16 protein-coding genes are annotated in these 16,841 nt (G+C 61.7%); 9 read left to right on the forward strand and 7 right to left on the reverse strand.

What is annotated here, in order from left to right; all coding sequences use genetic code 11:
• The first annotated feature begins 3 nt into the window (after positions 1-3).
• Together prmC and ABVT36_RS00685 are read left to right on the forward strand one after the other, a co-directional pair.
• Complete coding sequence (prmC, locus tag ABVT36_RS00680; RefSeq protein ID WP_368455057.1) at positions 4-885, forward strand: peptide chain release factor N(5)-glutamine methyltransferase; 882 nt, start codon at positions 4-6, stop codon at positions 883-885.
• Complete coding sequence (locus ABVT36_RS00685; RefSeq protein ID WP_368454817.1) at positions 854-1,768, forward strand: cation diffusion facilitator family transporter; 915 nt, start codon at positions 854-856, stop codon at positions 1,766-1,768. The genes prmC and ABVT36_RS00685 overlap by 32 nt, the downstream gene beginning before the upstream one ends.
• Before the next feature lie 206 nt (positions 1,769-1,974).
• Here ABVT36_RS00685 and ABVT36_RS00690 read toward each other — a convergent pair whose 3' ends face one another.
• Together ABVT36_RS00690 and ABVT36_RS00695 are read right to left on the reverse strand one after the other, a co-directional pair.
• Positions 1,975-3,390 (reverse strand): succinylglutamate desuccinylase/aspartoacylase family protein, encoded by a 1,416-nt coding sequence (locus tag ABVT36_RS00690; RefSeq protein ID WP_368454818.1) that lies wholly within the window; start codon positions 3,388-3,390, stop codon positions 1,975-1,977.
• A gap of 96 nt (positions 3,391-3,486) precedes the next feature.
• Positions 3,487-4,875, reverse strand: a complete 1,389-nt coding sequence (locus ABVT36_RS00695; RefSeq protein ID WP_368454819.1) for an MATE family efflux transporter — start codon at positions 4,873-4,875, stop codon at positions 3,487-3,489.
• A gap of 98 nt (positions 4,876-4,973) precedes the next feature.
• Between ABVT36_RS00695 and ABVT36_RS00700 the strand changes: the two genes are divergently transcribed.
• Both ABVT36_RS00700 and rhlB read left to right on the forward strand, forming a co-directional pair.
• On the forward strand, positions 4,974-5,609 hold the full coding sequence (locus tag ABVT36_RS00700; protein ID WP_368454820.1) for a DoxX family protein: 636 nt from the start codon (positions 4,974-4,976) through the stop codon (positions 5,607-5,609).
• A 92-nt stretch (positions 5,610-5,701) separates the two neighbouring features.
• Entirely contained in the window at positions 5,702-7,159 is a 1,458-nt protein-coding gene (gene rhlB, locus ABVT36_RS00705) for an ATP-dependent RNA helicase RhlB (RefSeq protein ID WP_367148399.1), read from the forward strand.
• 186 nt (positions 7,160-7,345) lie between these two features.
• On the opposite strand, the gene cysZ is transcribed toward rhlB, so the two are convergent.
• Genes cysZ through gatC form a run of 5 tightly spaced genes read right to left on the reverse strand, consistent with a single transcriptional unit; the run spans position 7,346 to position 11,794 of the window.
• Positions 7,346-8,191, reverse strand: coding sequence for a sulfate transporter CysZ (gene cysZ / locus ABVT36_RS00710; RefSeq protein ID WP_368454821.1), 846 nt, complete (start codon positions 8,189-8,191; stop codon positions 7,346-7,348).
• A 12-nt stretch (positions 8,192-8,203) separates the two neighbouring features.
• The gene (locus ABVT36_RS00715; RefSeq protein ID WP_368454822.1) at positions 8,204-8,503 is read right to left on the reverse strand and encodes a PA4642 family protein; all 300 of its coding nucleotides are present in this window, start codon (positions 8,501-8,503) and stop codon (positions 8,204-8,206) included.
• 31 nt (positions 8,504-8,534) lie between these two features.
• Positions 8,535-9,986 carry an Asp-tRNA(Asn)/Glu-tRNA(Gln) amidotransferase subunit GatB gene (gatB, locus tag ABVT36_RS00720; RefSeq protein ID WP_368454823.1) on the reverse strand — a complete coding sequence of 484 codons (1,452 nt, stop codon included), beginning with the start codon at positions 9,984-9,986 and terminating at the stop codon, positions 8,535-8,537.
• 2 nt (positions 9,987-9,988) lie between these two features.
• Positions 9,989-11,461 carry an Asp-tRNA(Asn)/Glu-tRNA(Gln) amidotransferase subunit GatA gene (gene gatA, locus ABVT36_RS00725; protein WP_368454824.1) on the reverse strand — a complete coding sequence of 491 codons (1,473 nt, stop codon included), beginning with the start codon at positions 11,459-11,461 and terminating at the stop codon, positions 9,989-9,991.
• Between the two features lie 45 nt (positions 11,462-11,506).
• On the reverse strand, positions 11,507-11,794 hold the full coding sequence (gene gatC, locus ABVT36_RS00730) for an Asp-tRNA(Asn)/Glu-tRNA(Gln) amidotransferase subunit GatC (RefSeq protein ID WP_367148394.1): 288 nt from the start codon (positions 11,792-11,794) through the stop codon (positions 11,507-11,509).
• Between the two features lie 461 nt (positions 11,795-12,255).
• On the opposite strand from gatC, the gene ABVT36_RS00735 reads away from it, so the two are divergent.
• From ABVT36_RS00735 to rng, 5 genes are all read left to right on the forward strand, one after another.
• On the forward strand, positions 12,256-13,290 hold the full coding sequence (locus ABVT36_RS00735; RefSeq protein ID WP_367148393.1) for a rod shape-determining protein: 1,035 nt from the start codon (positions 12,256-12,258) through the stop codon (positions 13,288-13,290).
• Positions 13,291-13,304: 14 nt separating this feature from the next.
• Complete coding sequence (gene mreC, locus ABVT36_RS00740; protein WP_368455058.1) at positions 13,305-14,147, forward strand: rod shape-determining protein MreC; 843 nt, start codon at positions 13,305-13,307, stop codon at positions 14,145-14,147.
• The gene (mreD, locus tag ABVT36_RS00745) at positions 14,125-14,613 is read left to right on the forward strand and encodes a rod shape-determining protein MreD (RefSeq protein WP_367148392.1); all 489 of its coding nucleotides are present in this window, start codon (positions 14,125-14,127) and stop codon (positions 14,611-14,613) included. The genes mreC and mreD overlap by 23 nt, the downstream gene beginning before the upstream one ends.
• 127 nt (positions 14,614-14,740) lie before the next feature.
• The gene (locus ABVT36_RS00750) at positions 14,741-15,358 is read left to right on the forward strand and encodes a nucleoside triphosphate pyrophosphatase (protein WP_367148391.1); all 618 of its coding nucleotides are present in this window, start codon (positions 14,741-14,743) and stop codon (positions 15,356-15,358) included.
• Entirely contained in the window at positions 15,351-16,838 is a 1,488-nt protein-coding gene (rng, locus tag ABVT36_RS00755) for a ribonuclease G (protein ID WP_368454825.1), read from the forward strand. Before ABVT36_RS00750 ends, rng begins: the two co-directional genes overlap by 8 nt.
• Positions 16,839-16,841: the final 3 nt, after the last annotated feature.

The raw sequence follows: 16,841 nt of genomic DNA on the forward strand, positions 1-16,841 counted from the left end.
CCGGTGGGCAGTGTCCGCGACAATCTGCGCCGTACCGCCGAGCTGCCGCAAAGCGACAGTGCGCGGCTGGACCTGGAGGTGCTGCTGGGACACATACTGGGCAGAGGGCGCAGCTGGCTCTATGCATGGCCGGAATACCTGTTGTCGGACCGGGAGCAGGACGGCTTCGACAGTCTTCTGCGGCGGCGCGCCGGGGGCGAGCCTGTGGCCTACCTGACCGGTCGGCGGGAATTCTGGTCGCTGCCCCTGGAGGTGAACACCTCCACTCTGATCCCGCGCCCGGAAACCGAACTGCTGGTGGAAGTTGCGCTGGAGCTGAGTCCCCAGGCGCAATGCCGGGCCCTGGATCTCGGTACCGGTAGCGGCGCCATAGCACTGGCGCTGGCGCACGAGAGGCCGGGCTGGCAGATACTGGCGGTGGACAAATCCGCGAGTGCCGTGGCGGTGGCGGAGCGCAATCGCGACGCGCTGGGATGCGGGAACCTGGTGCTGGTGCAGAGTGACTGGTTTGCCCGGGTCCCGCCAGAAACCTTCGACCTGATTGTCAGCAATCCCCCCTATATCGACGCCGCCGATCCCCACCTGCGCCGGGGTGATTTGCGCTTTGAACCCCGTTCGGCGCTGATCGCGGCCCGGCGCGGCCTCGCGGATATCGAGTCGATTGCCGCGGGGGCGCCGGAGTTTCTCGCACTGGCTGGCTGGCTGGTGGTGGAACACGGCTGGCAACAGGCGCCCGCGGTACGCGATATTTTTACCGGCGCGGGGCTGGGAGAGGTGAGTAGTCGCCGCGACTATGGCGGGCGTGAGCGGCTGACCATAGGGCGGCGAGTCGCGCAATCCACGGAGCGAGTTCATGCACGATCACGTACATCACCATCAGGGTGACGGCCACCTGCGCCCGCTGGTATGGGGGCTGGTAATTACCCTGGCTTTCGCCGTGGTGGAGGCGGTGGGCGGCTGGCTGTCCGGCTCTCTGGCGCTACTCGGCGATGCGGGGCACATGGCCACCGACGGTCTGGCTCTGGCGCTGGGCGCTGTGGCGGCGCTGCTGGCGCGGCGGCCGGCCGACCGCCAATTGTCGTTCGGCTGGGGGCGGGCCGAGGTGCTGGCCGCTATGGCCAATGCGGTATTCATGCTGTTGATCATCTTCGCCATCGGCTCTGCCGCCATCGACCGGCTGATGGACCCCCAGCCGGTTCGCGGGGGCATGGTCATGGCGATAGCGGCCATAGGACTGCTGGTGAATGTGCTGGTGGCCTGGATGCTGCACCGCGGCGAGCAGACCCTGAATATCCGCGGTGCGCTGTTGCACGTCATGGGGGACCTGTTGGGTTCGGTGGCGGCGCTGCTGGCGGGTGCGGTTATCTTTTTTACCGGCTGGACACCCATAGACCCGCTGCTCTCGCTGCTGATTTGCGCGCTCATCGCGGTCTCCAGCCTGCGCCTGCTGCGGGATGCGGTGGACGTGTTGATGGAGCGGGTGCCGCGGGAGCTGAGTCTGCCGGTGGTGGGCAGGACCCTGGCGGGGGTTGAGGGGGTGCGATCCTTGCACGACCTGCATATCTGGCGTCTGGATTCGCGCACTATCTCCCTGTCCGCCCATGTTGTGGTAGACGATCTGGAGTGCTGGCCGGCAGTGCTGGAGCGGCTGCGGGACACGCTGGTGCGACGCTTCGACATCGACCATATCACCTTGCAGCCGGAACCCCTGTCGGAGCACCGGCACTGGATTGGCGATTCTATCGGTGACCCAAAGACGCTGGACTAGCGCGGGGAGCTGGGCTGCAGACCCGGGTTTAGCAGGCTGTTGAAATTCAAAGAATTTCGACGCCTGGTACCGGAATATGGATGTTCCGGCAAAATCAACGACGCCTAAGTCGTTGATTTTGGGAGAAAAGTGAAAATCACATTTTTCGCTTTTCGTGTGTTGAAACAGGCAGGATGCCTTTTTCAACAACCTGTTAGAAAAAACCGCTAGTCGTCTTCACCATCAGGATCGACGGTTGCAGCGGGATTGACCTGAGCGTCCGGCTCTTCTTCCTGCTGGGGATTCCCCTCTCCAGCATCTACAGGCACAGTTGGCGCAGTCCCTTCCGCCCCGGCTTCCGCGGTGGTGATATCCACCTGCTCTTCAGAACCGCTTTCCGCAGTCACCTCTTGCGGTGCACTGATTTGTGTCTGCGGTGCCTGGATACCTATGTGGTAGGCGGCAAATCCCGGTTGCACCACTTGATTGAGCGCCATTCCCAACACCCGTCCATCGTGCTCCGAGCGAATCTCGGTGCGCACGTTGGTGATGGGGTTGGTGACGGTGCCGAGCAGGTCGCCCTTGCGCACCACTTCGCCCAGTTTTACCTCGCTGAAGATAATGCCGCCGGTGGTGGCCCTCTGCCAGGTGGAGTTGTAGTACACCGGCTCCGGGTCGCCCCAGAGTCGGAACTGTTTGACCATATCCAGTTGGTTCAGCAGCGTACGAATGCCTTTCACGCTGTGGCTCACGGACACTTCGTCCAGTACCATCGGCGCGCCGGCTTCCAGGGTAACCGTGGGAATTCCCACATTGACAGCCGCGCGGCGCAATGTGCCCTTGGCACCCTCGCTGTGCAGCACCACAGTGGAACCGAAACCCTTGGTGAGGGTGACTACTTTGGGGTCGGTCAGGTCGCCGCGCAGTTGCGGCAAATTGGTGCGATAGAAAGAGCCTGTGTGCAGGTCCACAACGGCGTTGCAGTGGCTGATGATCTCGTGAAAAAACGAGTGCGCGATACGCGCTGCCGACGACCCCTGCGGGTCGCCGGGAAAGTGTCGGTTCAGATCCCGGCGGTCGGTCAGGTAGCGGGAGCCGCGGTGAAACCCCTGCAGATTGACAATGGGTACACCGATCACTGCTCCGCGCAACGTGGCGGCGTCCAGGTTGTACATCACCCGTCGCACCGTTTCGATACCGTTCAGTTCATCGCCGTGAACTGCGGCGGTGAGACACAGTGTGGGGCCCTCCGCTGCCCCGTTCACAACCAGTACCGCAGTGGGGCTGTAGACCCCCTCGAAGTGCTGGCTCGGGGACCAGGCCAGGCGCGTCGAGGTGGCGGGCGGCACTTCCGCTCCCAGCAGGCGCAGGGGTCTGGGCTCCTCTCCGTCGCCCGCTTCCGGCTCTTCGCCTTCGCTCTCGACAGGCTGTGAATCGCTGTCGTCCACCACCGACACCGGCATGGGTGTGGCCAGCGCCTCTTCGCTGGTGGGCTGGTCCAGTTGCAGATTTTCCGCCTGGGGCAGTGATTCTTCACCCGGGTTGCTTTCCCCCCCGGTCGAGGCGCCGACCGCTGTGGATGTCAGGCACAGCGCCAGCAACAGGACGCGGTACGGCTGGCACAGGGACGGGTGGGGGGGCATGCGGAGACTCCGGTGGTTGTATCGGTAAGGCCTAACCGACCCTTGGGCCAGGGGTTGAGCGAAGGATTGGAGCGCGAGTATAGCGAAACCGTTCCATCAGGGTTGCGTTTCCTTTGCCGACAGCTGAAACCCGCCCGGATAGTCTATGGCCCTGCGACTGATCCGCCACAGGCGAATCCCCAGCAGAATCGACGCGACACCCAGCCCGATACAAATACCCACCCAATAGCCATAGACGCCCCAGAGATTTTCTCCCAGCCAATAGGCGCTGGTCAGGCCGATGCCCCAGTAGGAAAAGATCTGCAGGTACATGGGGACTCTGGTGTCCTTGTAGCCTCTGAGTGCGCCCCAGGCCATGGCCTGGGCCACGTCCACAAGCTGGAAGGCGGCGCACAGCAGCAGCAGATTGGCGGCCACTGCAATAATTTCGCTGTCACTGGTATACACGGAGGCAAAAGCCTGGCGCAGTGTGATCAACAATAACCCTGTGCCGCAGGCGTACAAGAGACCGCTGGCAACCCCCACCTTGCTGGAGAAACGCGCCCGCCGCGGGCGCCCCTGACCCAGCAATTGGGCCACGCGAATACTCAGGGCCTGGGCCAGGGCCAGGGCGACAAGATAGAAAATCGAGCCGATATTCATAGCGATCTGGTGGGCGGCGACAATGGTGGCGCCATAGGGCGCCAGTAGGAGCGTGAGGCTGGCGAAGAAGGTCACCTCACTGCCGGAGCCGATACAGATGGGCAAACCGATAGCCATCTGCCGCCGCAGTGTTTCCCACCTGGGCCGGGGCAGGGCCAGCCGCAAATCCAGGTGGCGATAGGTGGGCTCGTGGCGCGCGTGCCAGAACAGCGCCAGGGCGACAGCCCAGTTCACCAGGCTGGTGGCCCAGCCGCAGCCGGCGCCACCCATGGCGGGAATGGGCCCCCAGCCAAAAACCATGATCACATCCAGCGGTATATTCAGCAGCGCCGCCGCCAGGTAGATCCGCATCACCGCGCGCACCTGGGCCATGCCCTCACAGTAACCGCGCAGCGCGATGCCCAGGGCGAAAGGCAGGGCGCAGGTGGCCAGTGCCTGCAAGTAGTCCAGCATCACCTGGCGTACCGGCGCTTCGGTATCGATCCATCCGCTCCACCAGGGTGCCGACAGCAGTGCCGCCAGGACGGTCAGCCCGCCCGCGAGGGCTATCCACAGGGACTGTTTCAGTTCCTGCGCAGCGCCGGCTTCGTTCCGTGCACCCCGCAGGTGGGCGACCAGAGGGGAGACAGCGGCCAGCAGGCCGATCAGGGTCACCGCACAGACCGCCCAGATACTGGAACCCAGAGCCAGTCCGGCCAGGTCCACATCTCCGGCGCGGCCGGCTACTATAGTGTCCGCGACCCCCATACTGATGACCGCCAGGTTGCTGATCACCAGTGGGCCGCCGAGTGTGGCAATACGGGACAGTTCGGCGGATGTGGCCCGTTTGTAAATCTTGACCATGGGGTGCAGCCGGTGGACCATGTTGCGAGATGTGTAACAGATGGGACTACAGCTCGACTAAAGCCAAATTAAAATCAATCGCAAAAGAGGGCGGGATTATGGATGGCGCTGTCAACGGGTTCAATCGACTTTACGGGAATTTTCTCCACTTTGTGGGCAGGCTGGACTGGCTGGGTCCACTGGCCTTGCGGCTGTTTCTGGCGCCGATATTCATTCTCGCCGGTCTCAACAAGGTAGCCAATATCGACGATGTGGCGGCCTGGTTCGGCAACCCCGACTGGGGACTGGGACTGCCCGCGCCGATGTTGATGGCGTGGCTGGCGGCGCTGACTGAACTGCTGGGCGGGGTGGCGCTGTTGGTGGGACTGGCTGTGCGCCTGGTGGCTGTCCCGCTGTTGGTGGTGATGGCGGTGGCCGCGGTGACTGCTCACTGGCAGTACGGATGGCATGCGCTGCCGGAAACCACGCTGACCATGCCCTGGGAGTGGCGCAAGGATCTGATCGAGGAGGCGGTGGTGCGCAAGGCCAAGGCCGTGGAACTGCTGCAGGAATACGGCAACTACGACTGGCTGACGCAAGCAGGCAACTTCACTATTCTGAAAAACGGCATCGAGTTTGCGGCGACCTACTTCATTATGCTGCTGGCGCTGCTCGGCAGTGGGGGCGGGCGTTTCGTCAGCCTCGACTATTGGCTGTGCCGGAGAATGTCGAATGGCGGGTCAGCTGCCACTTAGCTGGGGCCGGGCTTTCTGATACACACCGCGCTTTCTTGTCCATTTAGATGATATACTCGCCGATTATTTGATCATGTCAGCGAGTAATACATTTGATAGGAAAGTTGTTCCGCCGCACTTCAGCCAGCCAGGAAGCGCACAAGTCCCAGCCCGAACCGGCCTCGGCCGAGGTCAAGCCAAAAGGTAACAAAGCTGCCGCCAAAAAGGGTGGTGGCGGGCGTGCTCGTGGTCGTGGGCGCCGGGGTCAGAGATCGCGGCAAACTGCCAAGCCCTGGAGCCTGGATGAGTTCAAGTTGCCGGAGCAGCAGAAGGGCAAGGTGCGATTCCACGACCTGGGCCTGCCGCTGGAGCTGATGCACGGCATCTATGACCTCGGTTTTCAGTATTGCTCGCCGATCCAGGGGCGCTCCCTGCCCCACACCCTCAACGGACACGATCTGGTGGGCAAGGCGCAGACCGGCACCGGCAAGACGGCTGCGTTTTTGATCACCATCATAGATGACCTGCTGAAAAACCCCTTCGAGGGAGAGCGCTACGCGGGCGAGGCCCGCACGCTGATCATCGCTCCGACTCGCGAGCTGGTGATGCAGATCGCCGACGATGCCAAAGCCCTGTGCAAGTACACCGACCTGGAAATCCACACCCTGGTGGGCGGCATGGACTACACCAAACAGCAGCGTAATTTAAACGAGCGGCTGGTGGACATCCTGGTGGCCACCCCCGGCCGCCTGCTGGATTTTGTCGGTAACCGGGATTGCTACCTGGATCAGGTGGAAGTGCTGGTGATCGATGAGGCGGACCGCATGCTGGATATGGGGTTTATTCCCCAGGTGCGCCGTATCGTGCGCCAGACGCCGCGCAAAAGTCACCGCCAGACTATGTTCTTCTCCGCCACCTTCACCCCGGAGGTCGATTCCCTGGTTGAACAGTGGACGGACAACCCAGTGGTGGTGGAAATCGAGCCGGAGCGGGTGGCCACTGACACAGTGGAGCAACATGTGTATCTCGCTGCCAGTGAGGAAAAGTACACATTGCTGTACAACATACTGCAGAGCGATCAGGTTGACAGCCTGATCGTGTTTGCCAACCGGCGCGACCAGTGTCGCCGGCTGCACGAGCACCTGCTTGCCCACGGTGTGTCTGCCGGCCTGCTGTCGGGAGAGATAGCGCAAAACAAGCGTGTGCGCACGCTGGAGGATTTCAAAAGCGGCAGGACCAAGGTGCTGGTGGCCACCGATGTGGCCGGTCGCGGTATCCATATCGACGGTATCAGCCATGTGGTGAACTTCACTCTGCCGGAGGAGCCGGAGGACTATGTGCACCGCATTGGGCGCACTGGCCGGGCCGGCAAGAAGGGCACCTCCATCAGTTTTGCCTGTGAGGACGATGCCATGCGCCTGGAGCCAATCGAGGCACTGCTGGGGCACAAATTAAAATGTGAGCAGCCTCCGGAGACGCTGTTGGTGCGGCCCCCAAAAGTCAGGGTTTCGCACAGTCAAAGTAGTCGCGGGGGCGGCCGCCGCGGAGCTGGCGAGAGAAGGCGCAGGTAGCGAACACGGAATTTTAGGCCCCCGGGCGCAAGCCACCTCAAAACGCGCTGTGGCCCGGTGCTCTGTAGTTAGTTGCACAGGGTTGGATCGGTTGTTGAAAAAGTAGTTTTTAACAACCGGCTAAGCGGCCGGTAGGCCAACGATAGGGGATCATCGTTGGCTGGCAGAATTTACCGGGGCCAGGGTTTACCTTTTTTCCAAATCCCTTCCCGGGAGGGCGTCAGCACCCGGATCTCCCTCCTTGCGCAGCCGCTCCACCCACAGGGCCGTGCCGCCGGCAACCGCGGCCGGCATTACAAAGATATTCAATACCGGCACCATTTTGGCCAGCATTACTGTGCCGCCAAAACCCAGAGTGGTCAGCTTGCGTCGCATTAGCACGCTTTTGACTTCCTGAAAGGGGCGCTGATGGTTGTCGAGCGGGTAGTCCACATATTGAATCGCCATACACCAGGCACCCCAGAGTGCACCCAGTGCAGCGGGCAGAAACACGGTCCAGCTGGTCAGGAGTGCGACAATAAAAATCAGAATGCCCCAACCCAGGAAATACCCCAGTTTGCGCAATTCGCGGCCCAGGGTGCGCCAAACCATCCGGTGCAGGGGTTCCGAGGGCGGTGCCCTGCCGGTGAGGAGCTCCTCGACTTTCTCCGCCAGCAGGCCGTTGAAGGGTGCGGCGATGATATTGGTAATGATGCCGAACGCATACCCGTAGATAAACAGAAACATCAATACCACCGCAATGGCGATAAGCCAGGCCAGCCACTGGAACACCATCGCTGCCCAGGCCGCTGCTGTTGCCATCCAGGCGCGCCACCAGGACATGCTTTCCGTGTCCACCGGCGTATGTGTAAGCAGACTGCGTAAATAGTCCACAAGGCCGCTGAGCTGCGACAGCATCAAGGCGGTGAGGGCTATAAACAGCACCAGATTGATTAGTAGGGGCACTATGATAAAGGGGCGCAATTCCCGCTGAGTCAGCAGCTGTGCGCCGCGTACCAGTGCGTGGGCCCCGTGCGCCGGATTGGATGTCATGGTGTTTCCTAGTTAGTCGCGGGCTCCGGCAGCCCGCAGAACTTCAGCATATTCTGCGCTCTGGCGGTGTCCTGTTATGCGCTCCAGCAGGGTTTTCCCGTCAGGTCCGGTACTGTTGATATCCAGGTTTTGCGCCAGGAAAAGCTGTACAAAGGTGGCGAAGTTTTCCGCCTTCATGCCGCGGTAGGCGCGCTCCAGCAAATGGTAATCCCGGGAGACCCCCGCCGGTGCTTCGCCCACCAGAAAGCCCGCGATACGCTGCTGGTCGAAAACTTCTCCGAGAACTTTCTGTTTGTCTTTCTTCAGGCTCATAGTGCCTCCCTAATTGCGGTGTCGTTGCAGCTCACAGCAATGCGTCGAGTTTTTTCTTGAGGATCTTGTTGATGATCTGCGGGTTGGCCTGGCCCTTGGAGGCTTTCATAATCTGGCCGACAAAATAGCCCATCATTTTCGGGCGCTTGGTTTCATCCGCGTTGCGATAGTTTGCCACCTGGGTGGCACTGTTGGCGATGACCTGGTCCACCATCTGCTCGATGGCGCCGGTATCCGAGACCTGCCGGAGTCCCTGCTGTTCGATGACCGTATCCGCGTCACCCGCGCCGTTTGCCATGGCCTCGAACACCTGTTTGGCAATCTTGCTGGAGACAGTGTTGTCCACGATACGCGCGATCAGCCCCGCCAGTTGCTGTGCGGTCACCGGTGTTTTCTCGATCGTCAGCCCCTCGCGGTTCAGCAGCGCCGCCAGTTCGCCCATAACCCAGTTGGCCGCCAGTTTTGCCTCGCCGGACTGGCGCGCCGTCGCTTCGAAGTAATCGGCTAGCGGCCGCTCCTGGGTGAGCTGGTCGGCGTCGTAGGAGGACAATCCGTATTCAGTGGCGAAGCGTGCGCTCTTGGCATCGGGTAGTTCCGGCAGCTGGGCGCGCAGCTTAGCGATATAGTCATCGGAAAGCTCGACCGGCAACAGGTCCGGACAGGGGAAGTAGCGATAGTCGTTGGCCACCTCCTTGCTGCGCATGGAGCGGGTTTCGTCTTTGTCCGCATCGTAGAGGCGGGTTTCCTGTTCTATGTGGCCGCCATCCTCGAGAATGTCGATCTGTCGCTGCGCTTCCACTTTGATGGCCTTTTCCACAAAGCGAAAGGAGTTGATGTTCTTGAGTTCGGTGCGGGTGCCGAGCTTCTCGTCGCCCTTCAGGCGCACTGAGACATTGGCGTCGCAGCGCATGGACCCCTGGGACATGTCGCCGTCGGAAATACCCAGATAGGTGACGATACTGTGTAGTTTCTTGAGATAGGCCACCGCTTCGGCGGCGCTGCGCAGGTCCGGCTCGGAGACGATCTCGATCAGTGGCGTGCCGGCGCGGTTCAGGTCTATGCCGGACATGCCGTGGAAATCCTCATGCAGTGATTTGCCGGCGTCCTCCTCCAGGTGCGCATGGTGCAGGCGAACTGTCCGGCGGTGCCCGTCCGGCAGATGAATTTCGATTTCCCCCGGTCCCACAATCGGTTGCGCCAGCTGGGTGGTCTGGTACCCCTTGGGCAGATCCGGGTAAAAGTAGTTTTTGCGTTCGAATACCGAGCGCTGGCCGATTTCCGCATTCATCGCCAAGCCAAACAGTACGGCGAAGCGAAATGCCTCTTCGTTGGGCACCGGCAGGGTGCCGGGCATGGCCAGGTCGATGGCACAGGCCTGGGTGTTGGGTGCAGCCCCAAACGCAGTGCTGGCGCCGGAGAATAGTTTCGACTTGGTGGCGAGCTGGACATGTACCTCCAGCCCGATAACGATTTCCCATTCCACAGCTATGCTCCCGTCCGGTCCGATACCAGGCCGGGTGCGGCGGCTAGGTGCCAGTCCGTCGCCCGCTGGTAGATGTGCGCAATATTCAGCATGCGCGCCTCTTCGAGGTAATTGCCGATAATTTGCAGTCCCACCGGTAAGCCGTTCACAAGTCCGCAGGGCATCGACATTGCGGGCAGTCCGGCCAGATTGATGGCGATGGTGTAGGTGTCCTCCAGGTACATGGCAACCGGGTCCGCGCTCTTGGCTCCCAGGGGAAATGCCGGAGATGGCGAAGTAGGCCCCATAATCACGTCCACCCGCTCCAGGGCCTGGACAAAATCCTGCTTGATCAGGCGGCGCACCTGCTGCGCCTTGTTGTAGTAGGCATCGTAGTAACCGGCAGAGAGCACATAGGTGCCCACCAGAATCCGCCGCTGCACTTCTTCACCGAACCCTTCCCCCCGGGAACGCATATACAGATCGCGCAAATCTTTGGGTTCTTCGCAGCGGTGGCCATAGCGGACACCATCGAAGCGCGAAAGGTTGGCGGAGGCCTCCGCCGGCGCAATGACATAGTAGGCCGGTACCGCCAGATGGACATGGGGCAGGCTGATATCCACCAGTTCGGCACCCAGTTTTTCGAATTCCCGCAGTGCCGCCTCTATCCGCGCGGCGGCATCATTGTCCAGACCGTCGCCAAAGTACTCCCTGGGCACGCCGATTCTCACACCGGAGATTTCCTTGTCCAGCCCTTTGGTGAAGTCTTGGGAGGCGTGCCCGAGATTGGTGGCATCGCGGTGGTCACTGCCGGCCATCACGGACAGCATCAGGGCGGCGTCTTCGGCGCTGCGGGCCAGGGGCCCGGCCTGATCGAGACTGGAGGCGAAGGCCACCATGCCCCAGCGGGAGATGCGACCATAGGTAGGTTTTACCCCGGTGGTATTGGTCAGGGCCGCCGGTTGGCGGATGGAGCCGCCGGTATCGGTGGCGGTGGCTCCCGGTGCCAGCAGGGCAGCCACGGAGGCGGCGGAACCGCCGGAAGAGCCGCCGGGCACGCGGGTGGTATCCCAGGGGTTTTTCACCGCACCATAATGGCTGGTTTCATTGGAGGAGCCCATGGCGAACTCGTCCATGTTGGTTTTCCCCAGGGTGACACTGCCGGCGCGGTTGAAGTTCTCCACCACCGCGGCATCGTAGGGTGGCACGAAATTGTCGAGCATCTTCGAGCCGCAACTGGTGCGCACACCACTGGTGCAGAAGATGTCCTTGTGGGCGATGGGAACACCGCACATGGCCGGCGCATCGCCGGCCGCCAGGCGCTTATCCGCCGCCTGCGCCTGCCGCAGCGCCTGCTCTTCGGTGACGGTAATGAAACTGTTGTAGCGCTGGTCCAGCTGTGCGATCCGGTCCAGAAAGTGTCGGGTGATCTCGGTGCAGGAAAACTGCCTGGCGCGCAGGCCGCGAATGATGTCGGCGATGGTTAGCTGGTGCATTGGGGGTTCCGGGAATGTGGTCAGTCGGCCAAAGTCGGGTCTGTCTCAGTCGATTACCTTGGGCACCAGATACAGGTCCCGCTCGGTCTCGGGAGCCAGAGCCAGTAGGGCCCGGCTCTGATCCGCTTCAGTGACTTCATCGGCGCGCAGACGCTGTACCGCGTCCAGCGGGTGGGACATGGGCTCGATTCCCCGAGTGTCGATACTCTGCAACTGATTCACCAGTTGCAGCACTTCTCCGAGCCGGTCGGCAACCTCTGCCACTGTTTCCGTGGAAATGGCGATGCGGGCCAGCTCCGCCAGTCGGTCGATAGTCTGAGTGTCCACGGCCATGGTGCTTTGGGCTCCTTTGGATTGCTTGCTGTCTCTCCGGTGGGCGCTGCCAGATCCGCACTGGACTGTGGGACGCGGCGCAAAGAGGGGCAAATTTAGCACAAAAGAGCCGTTCGCTGACAAACGCCCCGGTTGCGGCTGTGGGTGATGTGCACCCGGACACTGGGCGGCAGGCCCGGATCGGCGGAACTTGAGCCGATGGCGATAACCCGGATTCAGCCTTGCCCTCAATTCCCGCCGTTGTTAGAGTTTGCCGATTCTGGCGCGGCTCTGGCCGGCGCCGGACCTACGGGTAAAAAATGCGGCCCGGAACTCAGAATTTTTTCCGTGGACCAACTAGGCTTTCAGCAGCGATTAACCCGGCGAATCAGGCAGACTGCCGGTTTAATGACGGTGCATTAAGTTCGCACTTGCGTTGCCCTTCTCCGGGCACCGCCATCAGTACAGGGTAACAGAATTTCATGTTTAAACGTTTGCGCGGCATGTTTTCCAGTGATCTATCCATCGACCTGGGAACCGCCAACACGCTGATTTATGTGCGCGACCGGGGGGTAGTGCTGGACGAGCCATCCGTTGTCGCCATTCGCCACTACAACGGCCAGAAGATCGTCGAGGCGGTAGGTGTCGAGGCAAAGCGCATGTTGGGCCGGACCCCCGGCAACATCACCGCTATCCGCCCCCTGAAAGATGGCGTTATCGCCGATTTTCAGGTCACTGAAAAGATGTTGCAGCACTTCATCAAGAAAGTGCACGAGCACAGCTGGATGCGCCCGAGCCCGCGGGTGTTGGTTTGCGTACCCTGTCAGTCCACGGAAGTGGAACGCCGCGCTATCCGCGAATCCGCCATGGGTGCCGGCGCCCGCGAGGTGTGGCTGATTGAAGAACCCATGGCCGCCGCCATTGGCGCCGGCCTGAAAGTGGAAGAGGCCAGCGGGTCCATGGTGGTGGATATTGGTGGGGGCACCACTGAGATCGCCATCATTTCCCTGAATGGTGTCGTTTACTCCGATTCCGTGCGTATCGGCGGCGACCGGTTTGACGAGGCCATCGTCAACTATGTGCGCCGCAATTACGGCAGTGTTATCGGGGATGCCACCGCCGAGCGCATCAAGGAGGAAATCGGCTGCGCCTACGCTGGCAGCGAAGTGCGTGAAATCGACGTGCGCGGCCGCAATCTCGCGGAAGGGGTGCCGCGCAGCTTTACGCTCAATTCCGACGAAATCCTGGAAGCGCTGCAGGAACCCCTGACGGGGATAGTACAGGCGGTGAAAAGCGCGCTGGAGCAGTCCCCGCCGGAGCTGGCATCGGACATCGCCGAGCGCGGCATGGTCCTGACCGGCGGTGGCTCCCTGCTGCGGGACCTGGACCGGTTGTTGATGGAGGAGTCCGGGCTGCCGGTGATCGTTGCCGATGACCCTCTGACCTGTGTCGCCCGGGGTGGAGGCAAGGCGCTCGATATGATGGACAAGAGCCGCCTCTACCTGGTGTCTAACTGAATTCGGGGAATCCCATTAAGCCGTTATTCAGCCGCGGCCCTTCGCCGGAGTCCCGTATCCTGCTACTGGGTCTGGTGGCGGTCGCACTTATCTCTATAGGCCTTTTCACCGATTGGCTGCAGCCCCTGCGCGAGCGTGCCGCGACCCTGGCAGCTCCGTTCTACCAGATCACCGATACCCCCGGTCGAGTCAGCGACTGGGTGGCTGAGAGCCTGCAATCCCGCGAAGAGCTGGAGCAGGAGAACGATCGTTTGCGGCGCCGCTTGCTGCTGCTGGAGCACCGCAGTCAGCTGCTGGCAGCGGTGAGGGCGGAAAATACCCAGCTCAAGGAACTGATGAATTCCGCCGAAACGGTCAGTGAGCGGGTTCTGGTGGCGGAGGTGATTGGCGTGTCCCCGGATCCGCAGGAGCATGTGCTGGTGATCGACAAGGGGCGCGACGACGGAGTCGGGCCCGGCACGCCGATTATGGATGCCACCGGTTTGCTGGGGCAGGTGATTGAGGCCGGCAGCTCCAGCAGCCGGGTTTTGCTGATTACGGATGCCAGTCACGCACTGCCGGTGCAGGTGCTGCGCAACAGTGTGCGCGCCGTGGTGGAGGGCACCGGTGACCTGTATCGCCTCAAGCTTCGCTATATGGCCAACACCAGTGATATCCGCGAGGGGGACCTGTTATTGACTTCCGGCCTGGGCGGGCGTTTTCCCTCCGGTTATCCGGTGGGGGAGGTCATTTCCGTGCGCCGGGATCCCGGGCGGCCATTTGCGGATGCGGAGGTGCGGCCCCAGGGGAGAATGAACCGCAGTCGGTTTGTGCTGGCGGTGATAAGCGAACAAGATGAATCTGCTGGAACCCCATAATCGCTGGTTTATCCTCGCCACCGCCGTAGCGGCGCTGCTACTGGCGGTGATGCCACTGCCGGTTGAGTGGCTGTGGTTCCGCCCGGCGTTTACAGCCTTGTTGGTAGTCTTCTGGACCACTCGTATGCCGGAGAGCCTGGGCGTTGTGTTTGCGTGGCTGGTGGGCATCGTGGAGGACCTGGTGACCGGTGCGGTGCTCGGCTCCCACGCACTGGCGCTGGCGGTGCTGGCGTACTTCAGCCTGCTGACCTACAGGCGCACGCGGGCGTTCAATCCGGCGCAGCAGCTGCTCTGGGTATTCGTTCTGGTGGGTATCAATCAGGTTGTTGGCAACTGGATTCACAGTTTCGCGGGCAAATCGGCTCCCGGCCTGGTCTTTTTGTGGCCGGCAGTCACCAGTGCCCTCCTGTGGCCCTGGCTGGCGTTCTGGCTGAACCTGATGGCCGACCGCCTGCAGGTGCGATGACCTCTGCGGGCGAATGCCCCGAAATCGGCCAGGTGCCGTTATCGAAGGTTAATTTGCGTAAAAATCGCTTATTTTTCGAGCGATATGATTATAATCAGCTGCTGATTCACCAACAATAAGTCCTGAAGTGCCAAATTCCCCCGCAGACAGCCGGCTTCTCCTTGCCTCCGCCTCGCCGCGCCGCGCACAGCTGCTGGCGCAGATAGGTGTGCCCTTTTGCCAGCGGCCGGTAGCACTGGTGGAGTGCCGGCACCCTTCCGAGTCGGCGCGGGCCTATGTGCTGCGACTGGCGCGGGAGAAGGCCGAGGCCGGCCGCCAGTGGCTGTCCGCCGGAGAGGCCGACTGGGTCCTGGGTGCCGACACCCTGGTCCTGGCGGAGGGCGGTGAAGTGCTGGAGAAGCCGCGGGATCTGGCGGATTTCCACCGTATGATGGCGCTACTGTGCGGGTCTGAACACAGGGTGCTGACCGCTGTGTGCCTTGCGGACTCAGGGCGCTCAGACTGCCAGTTGGCGGAGACCCGGGTGTGTTTCCGCTCCCTGGGCCGCGCACAGATCGACGCCTACTGGCGCACCGGTGAGCCGCAGGACAAGGCGGGAGGTTACGGCATACAGGGGCGTGGCGCCGTGCTGGTGGAGGCTATCAACGGCAGTTACAGCAATGTGGTGGGGCTGCCCCTGGAAACGCTGGCGCCGATGCTGGAGCAGGCTGGTATTCACTACTGGCAGGGGGCTTGCGGTGAGTGAGGAGTTGCTGATCAATGTGGCGCCGATGGAAACCCGCGTCGCCCTGGTGGAAAACGGCGTGCTGCAGGAAGTTTACCTGGAGCGCACCGCCCGCCGCGGACTTGTGGGCAACATCTACAAGGGCAAAGTGGTGCGGGTGCTCCCGGGTATGCAGGCGGCATTCGTGGATATCGGTCTGGAGCGGGCTGGGTTTATTCACGCCTCGGACATAGCGCCGCTGGATGATGAGGGCATGGAGGCGCGCGATGCTGAGGTGGCGGATATAGGCGCATCGGTGCGCGAAGGCCAGTCGCTGGTGGTGCAGGTGGTCAAGGACCCCATCGGCAGCAAGGGGGCCCGCCTGACTACCCACCTTTCGGTATCCACCCGCTTTCTGGTCTATATGCCACAGACACGCCACATTGGTATTTCCAACCGGATCGAGGAGGAGAGCGAGCGCGAGCGCCTGCGCGGGCTGGTGGAACAGGCTTCGGCAAAGCTGTCTGAGCAGGGCCAGCACGGCGATGGGGGCTTTATCCTGCGCACCGTCGCCGAGGGCGTGAGTGAAGAGGAGCTGCTGCGGGACATTCCTTTTTTGTACAAACTCTGGAGTGAGCTGGAACAGAGTATTGGCGCCGGTTCCGTGCCGTCGGTGATCTACGAGGACCTGCCGCTGTTTATGCGTGCCCTGCGCGACCTGGCGCGGCCGCATATGGAGAAGATTCGCATCGATTCCCGCGAGGCCCTGGGTCGAGCGGTCGAATTCGCCGACAGGTATGCCCCGGAAATCGCCGCCCGCCTGGAACATTATCCCGGTGAGCGACCTCTGTTCGATCTCTACGGTGTGGAGGAAGAGGTTCAAAAAGCGCTGCACAACAAGGTGGCTCTGAAGTCCGGCGGCTACCTTCTGGTGGAACAGACCGAGGCGATGAGCACAATCGATGTCAACACTGGGGCCTTTGTGGGTCACAGGAATCTCGAAGAGACGATTTTCAAGACCAACCTCGAGGCGGCCACCTCCATCGCCCGCCAGCTGCGACTGCGCAATCTGGGCGGAATCATCATTATCGACTTTATTGATATGAAGGATGCCGAGCACCAGCGGCAGGTGTTGCGCACACTGGAAAAGGCGCTGGAGAAGGACCACGCCAAAACCAGCATCACTGGTGTTTCCGAACTGGGCCTGGTGGAGATGACCCGCAAGCGTACCCGCGAGTCGCTGGGACAGTTTTTGTGCGAGACCTGCCCCGTATGCGCCGGGCGCGGCTCCCTCAAGAGCGCTGAAACCGTTTGCTACGAGATCTTTCGCGAAATTCTCCGCGAGGCGCGTGCTTACGATAGCGAAAAGATCATGGTCCTGGCGAGCCAGGTGGTGATTGACTTGCTCCTCGACGAGGAGTCGGCCAATGTCGCCGATTTGGAGGAGTTCATCGAGCGTCCGATTCAGTTTCAGGTGGAGCCCATCTATAACCAGGAGCAGTACGATATTGTTCTCGTGTAGCGT

It is taken from the genome of Microbulbifer sp. TYP-18 (genome assembly GCF_040932045.1).
In the GTDB taxonomy this organism is placed as follows: domain Bacteria; phylum Pseudomonadota; class Gammaproteobacteria; order Pseudomonadales; family Cellvibrionaceae; genus Microbulbifer.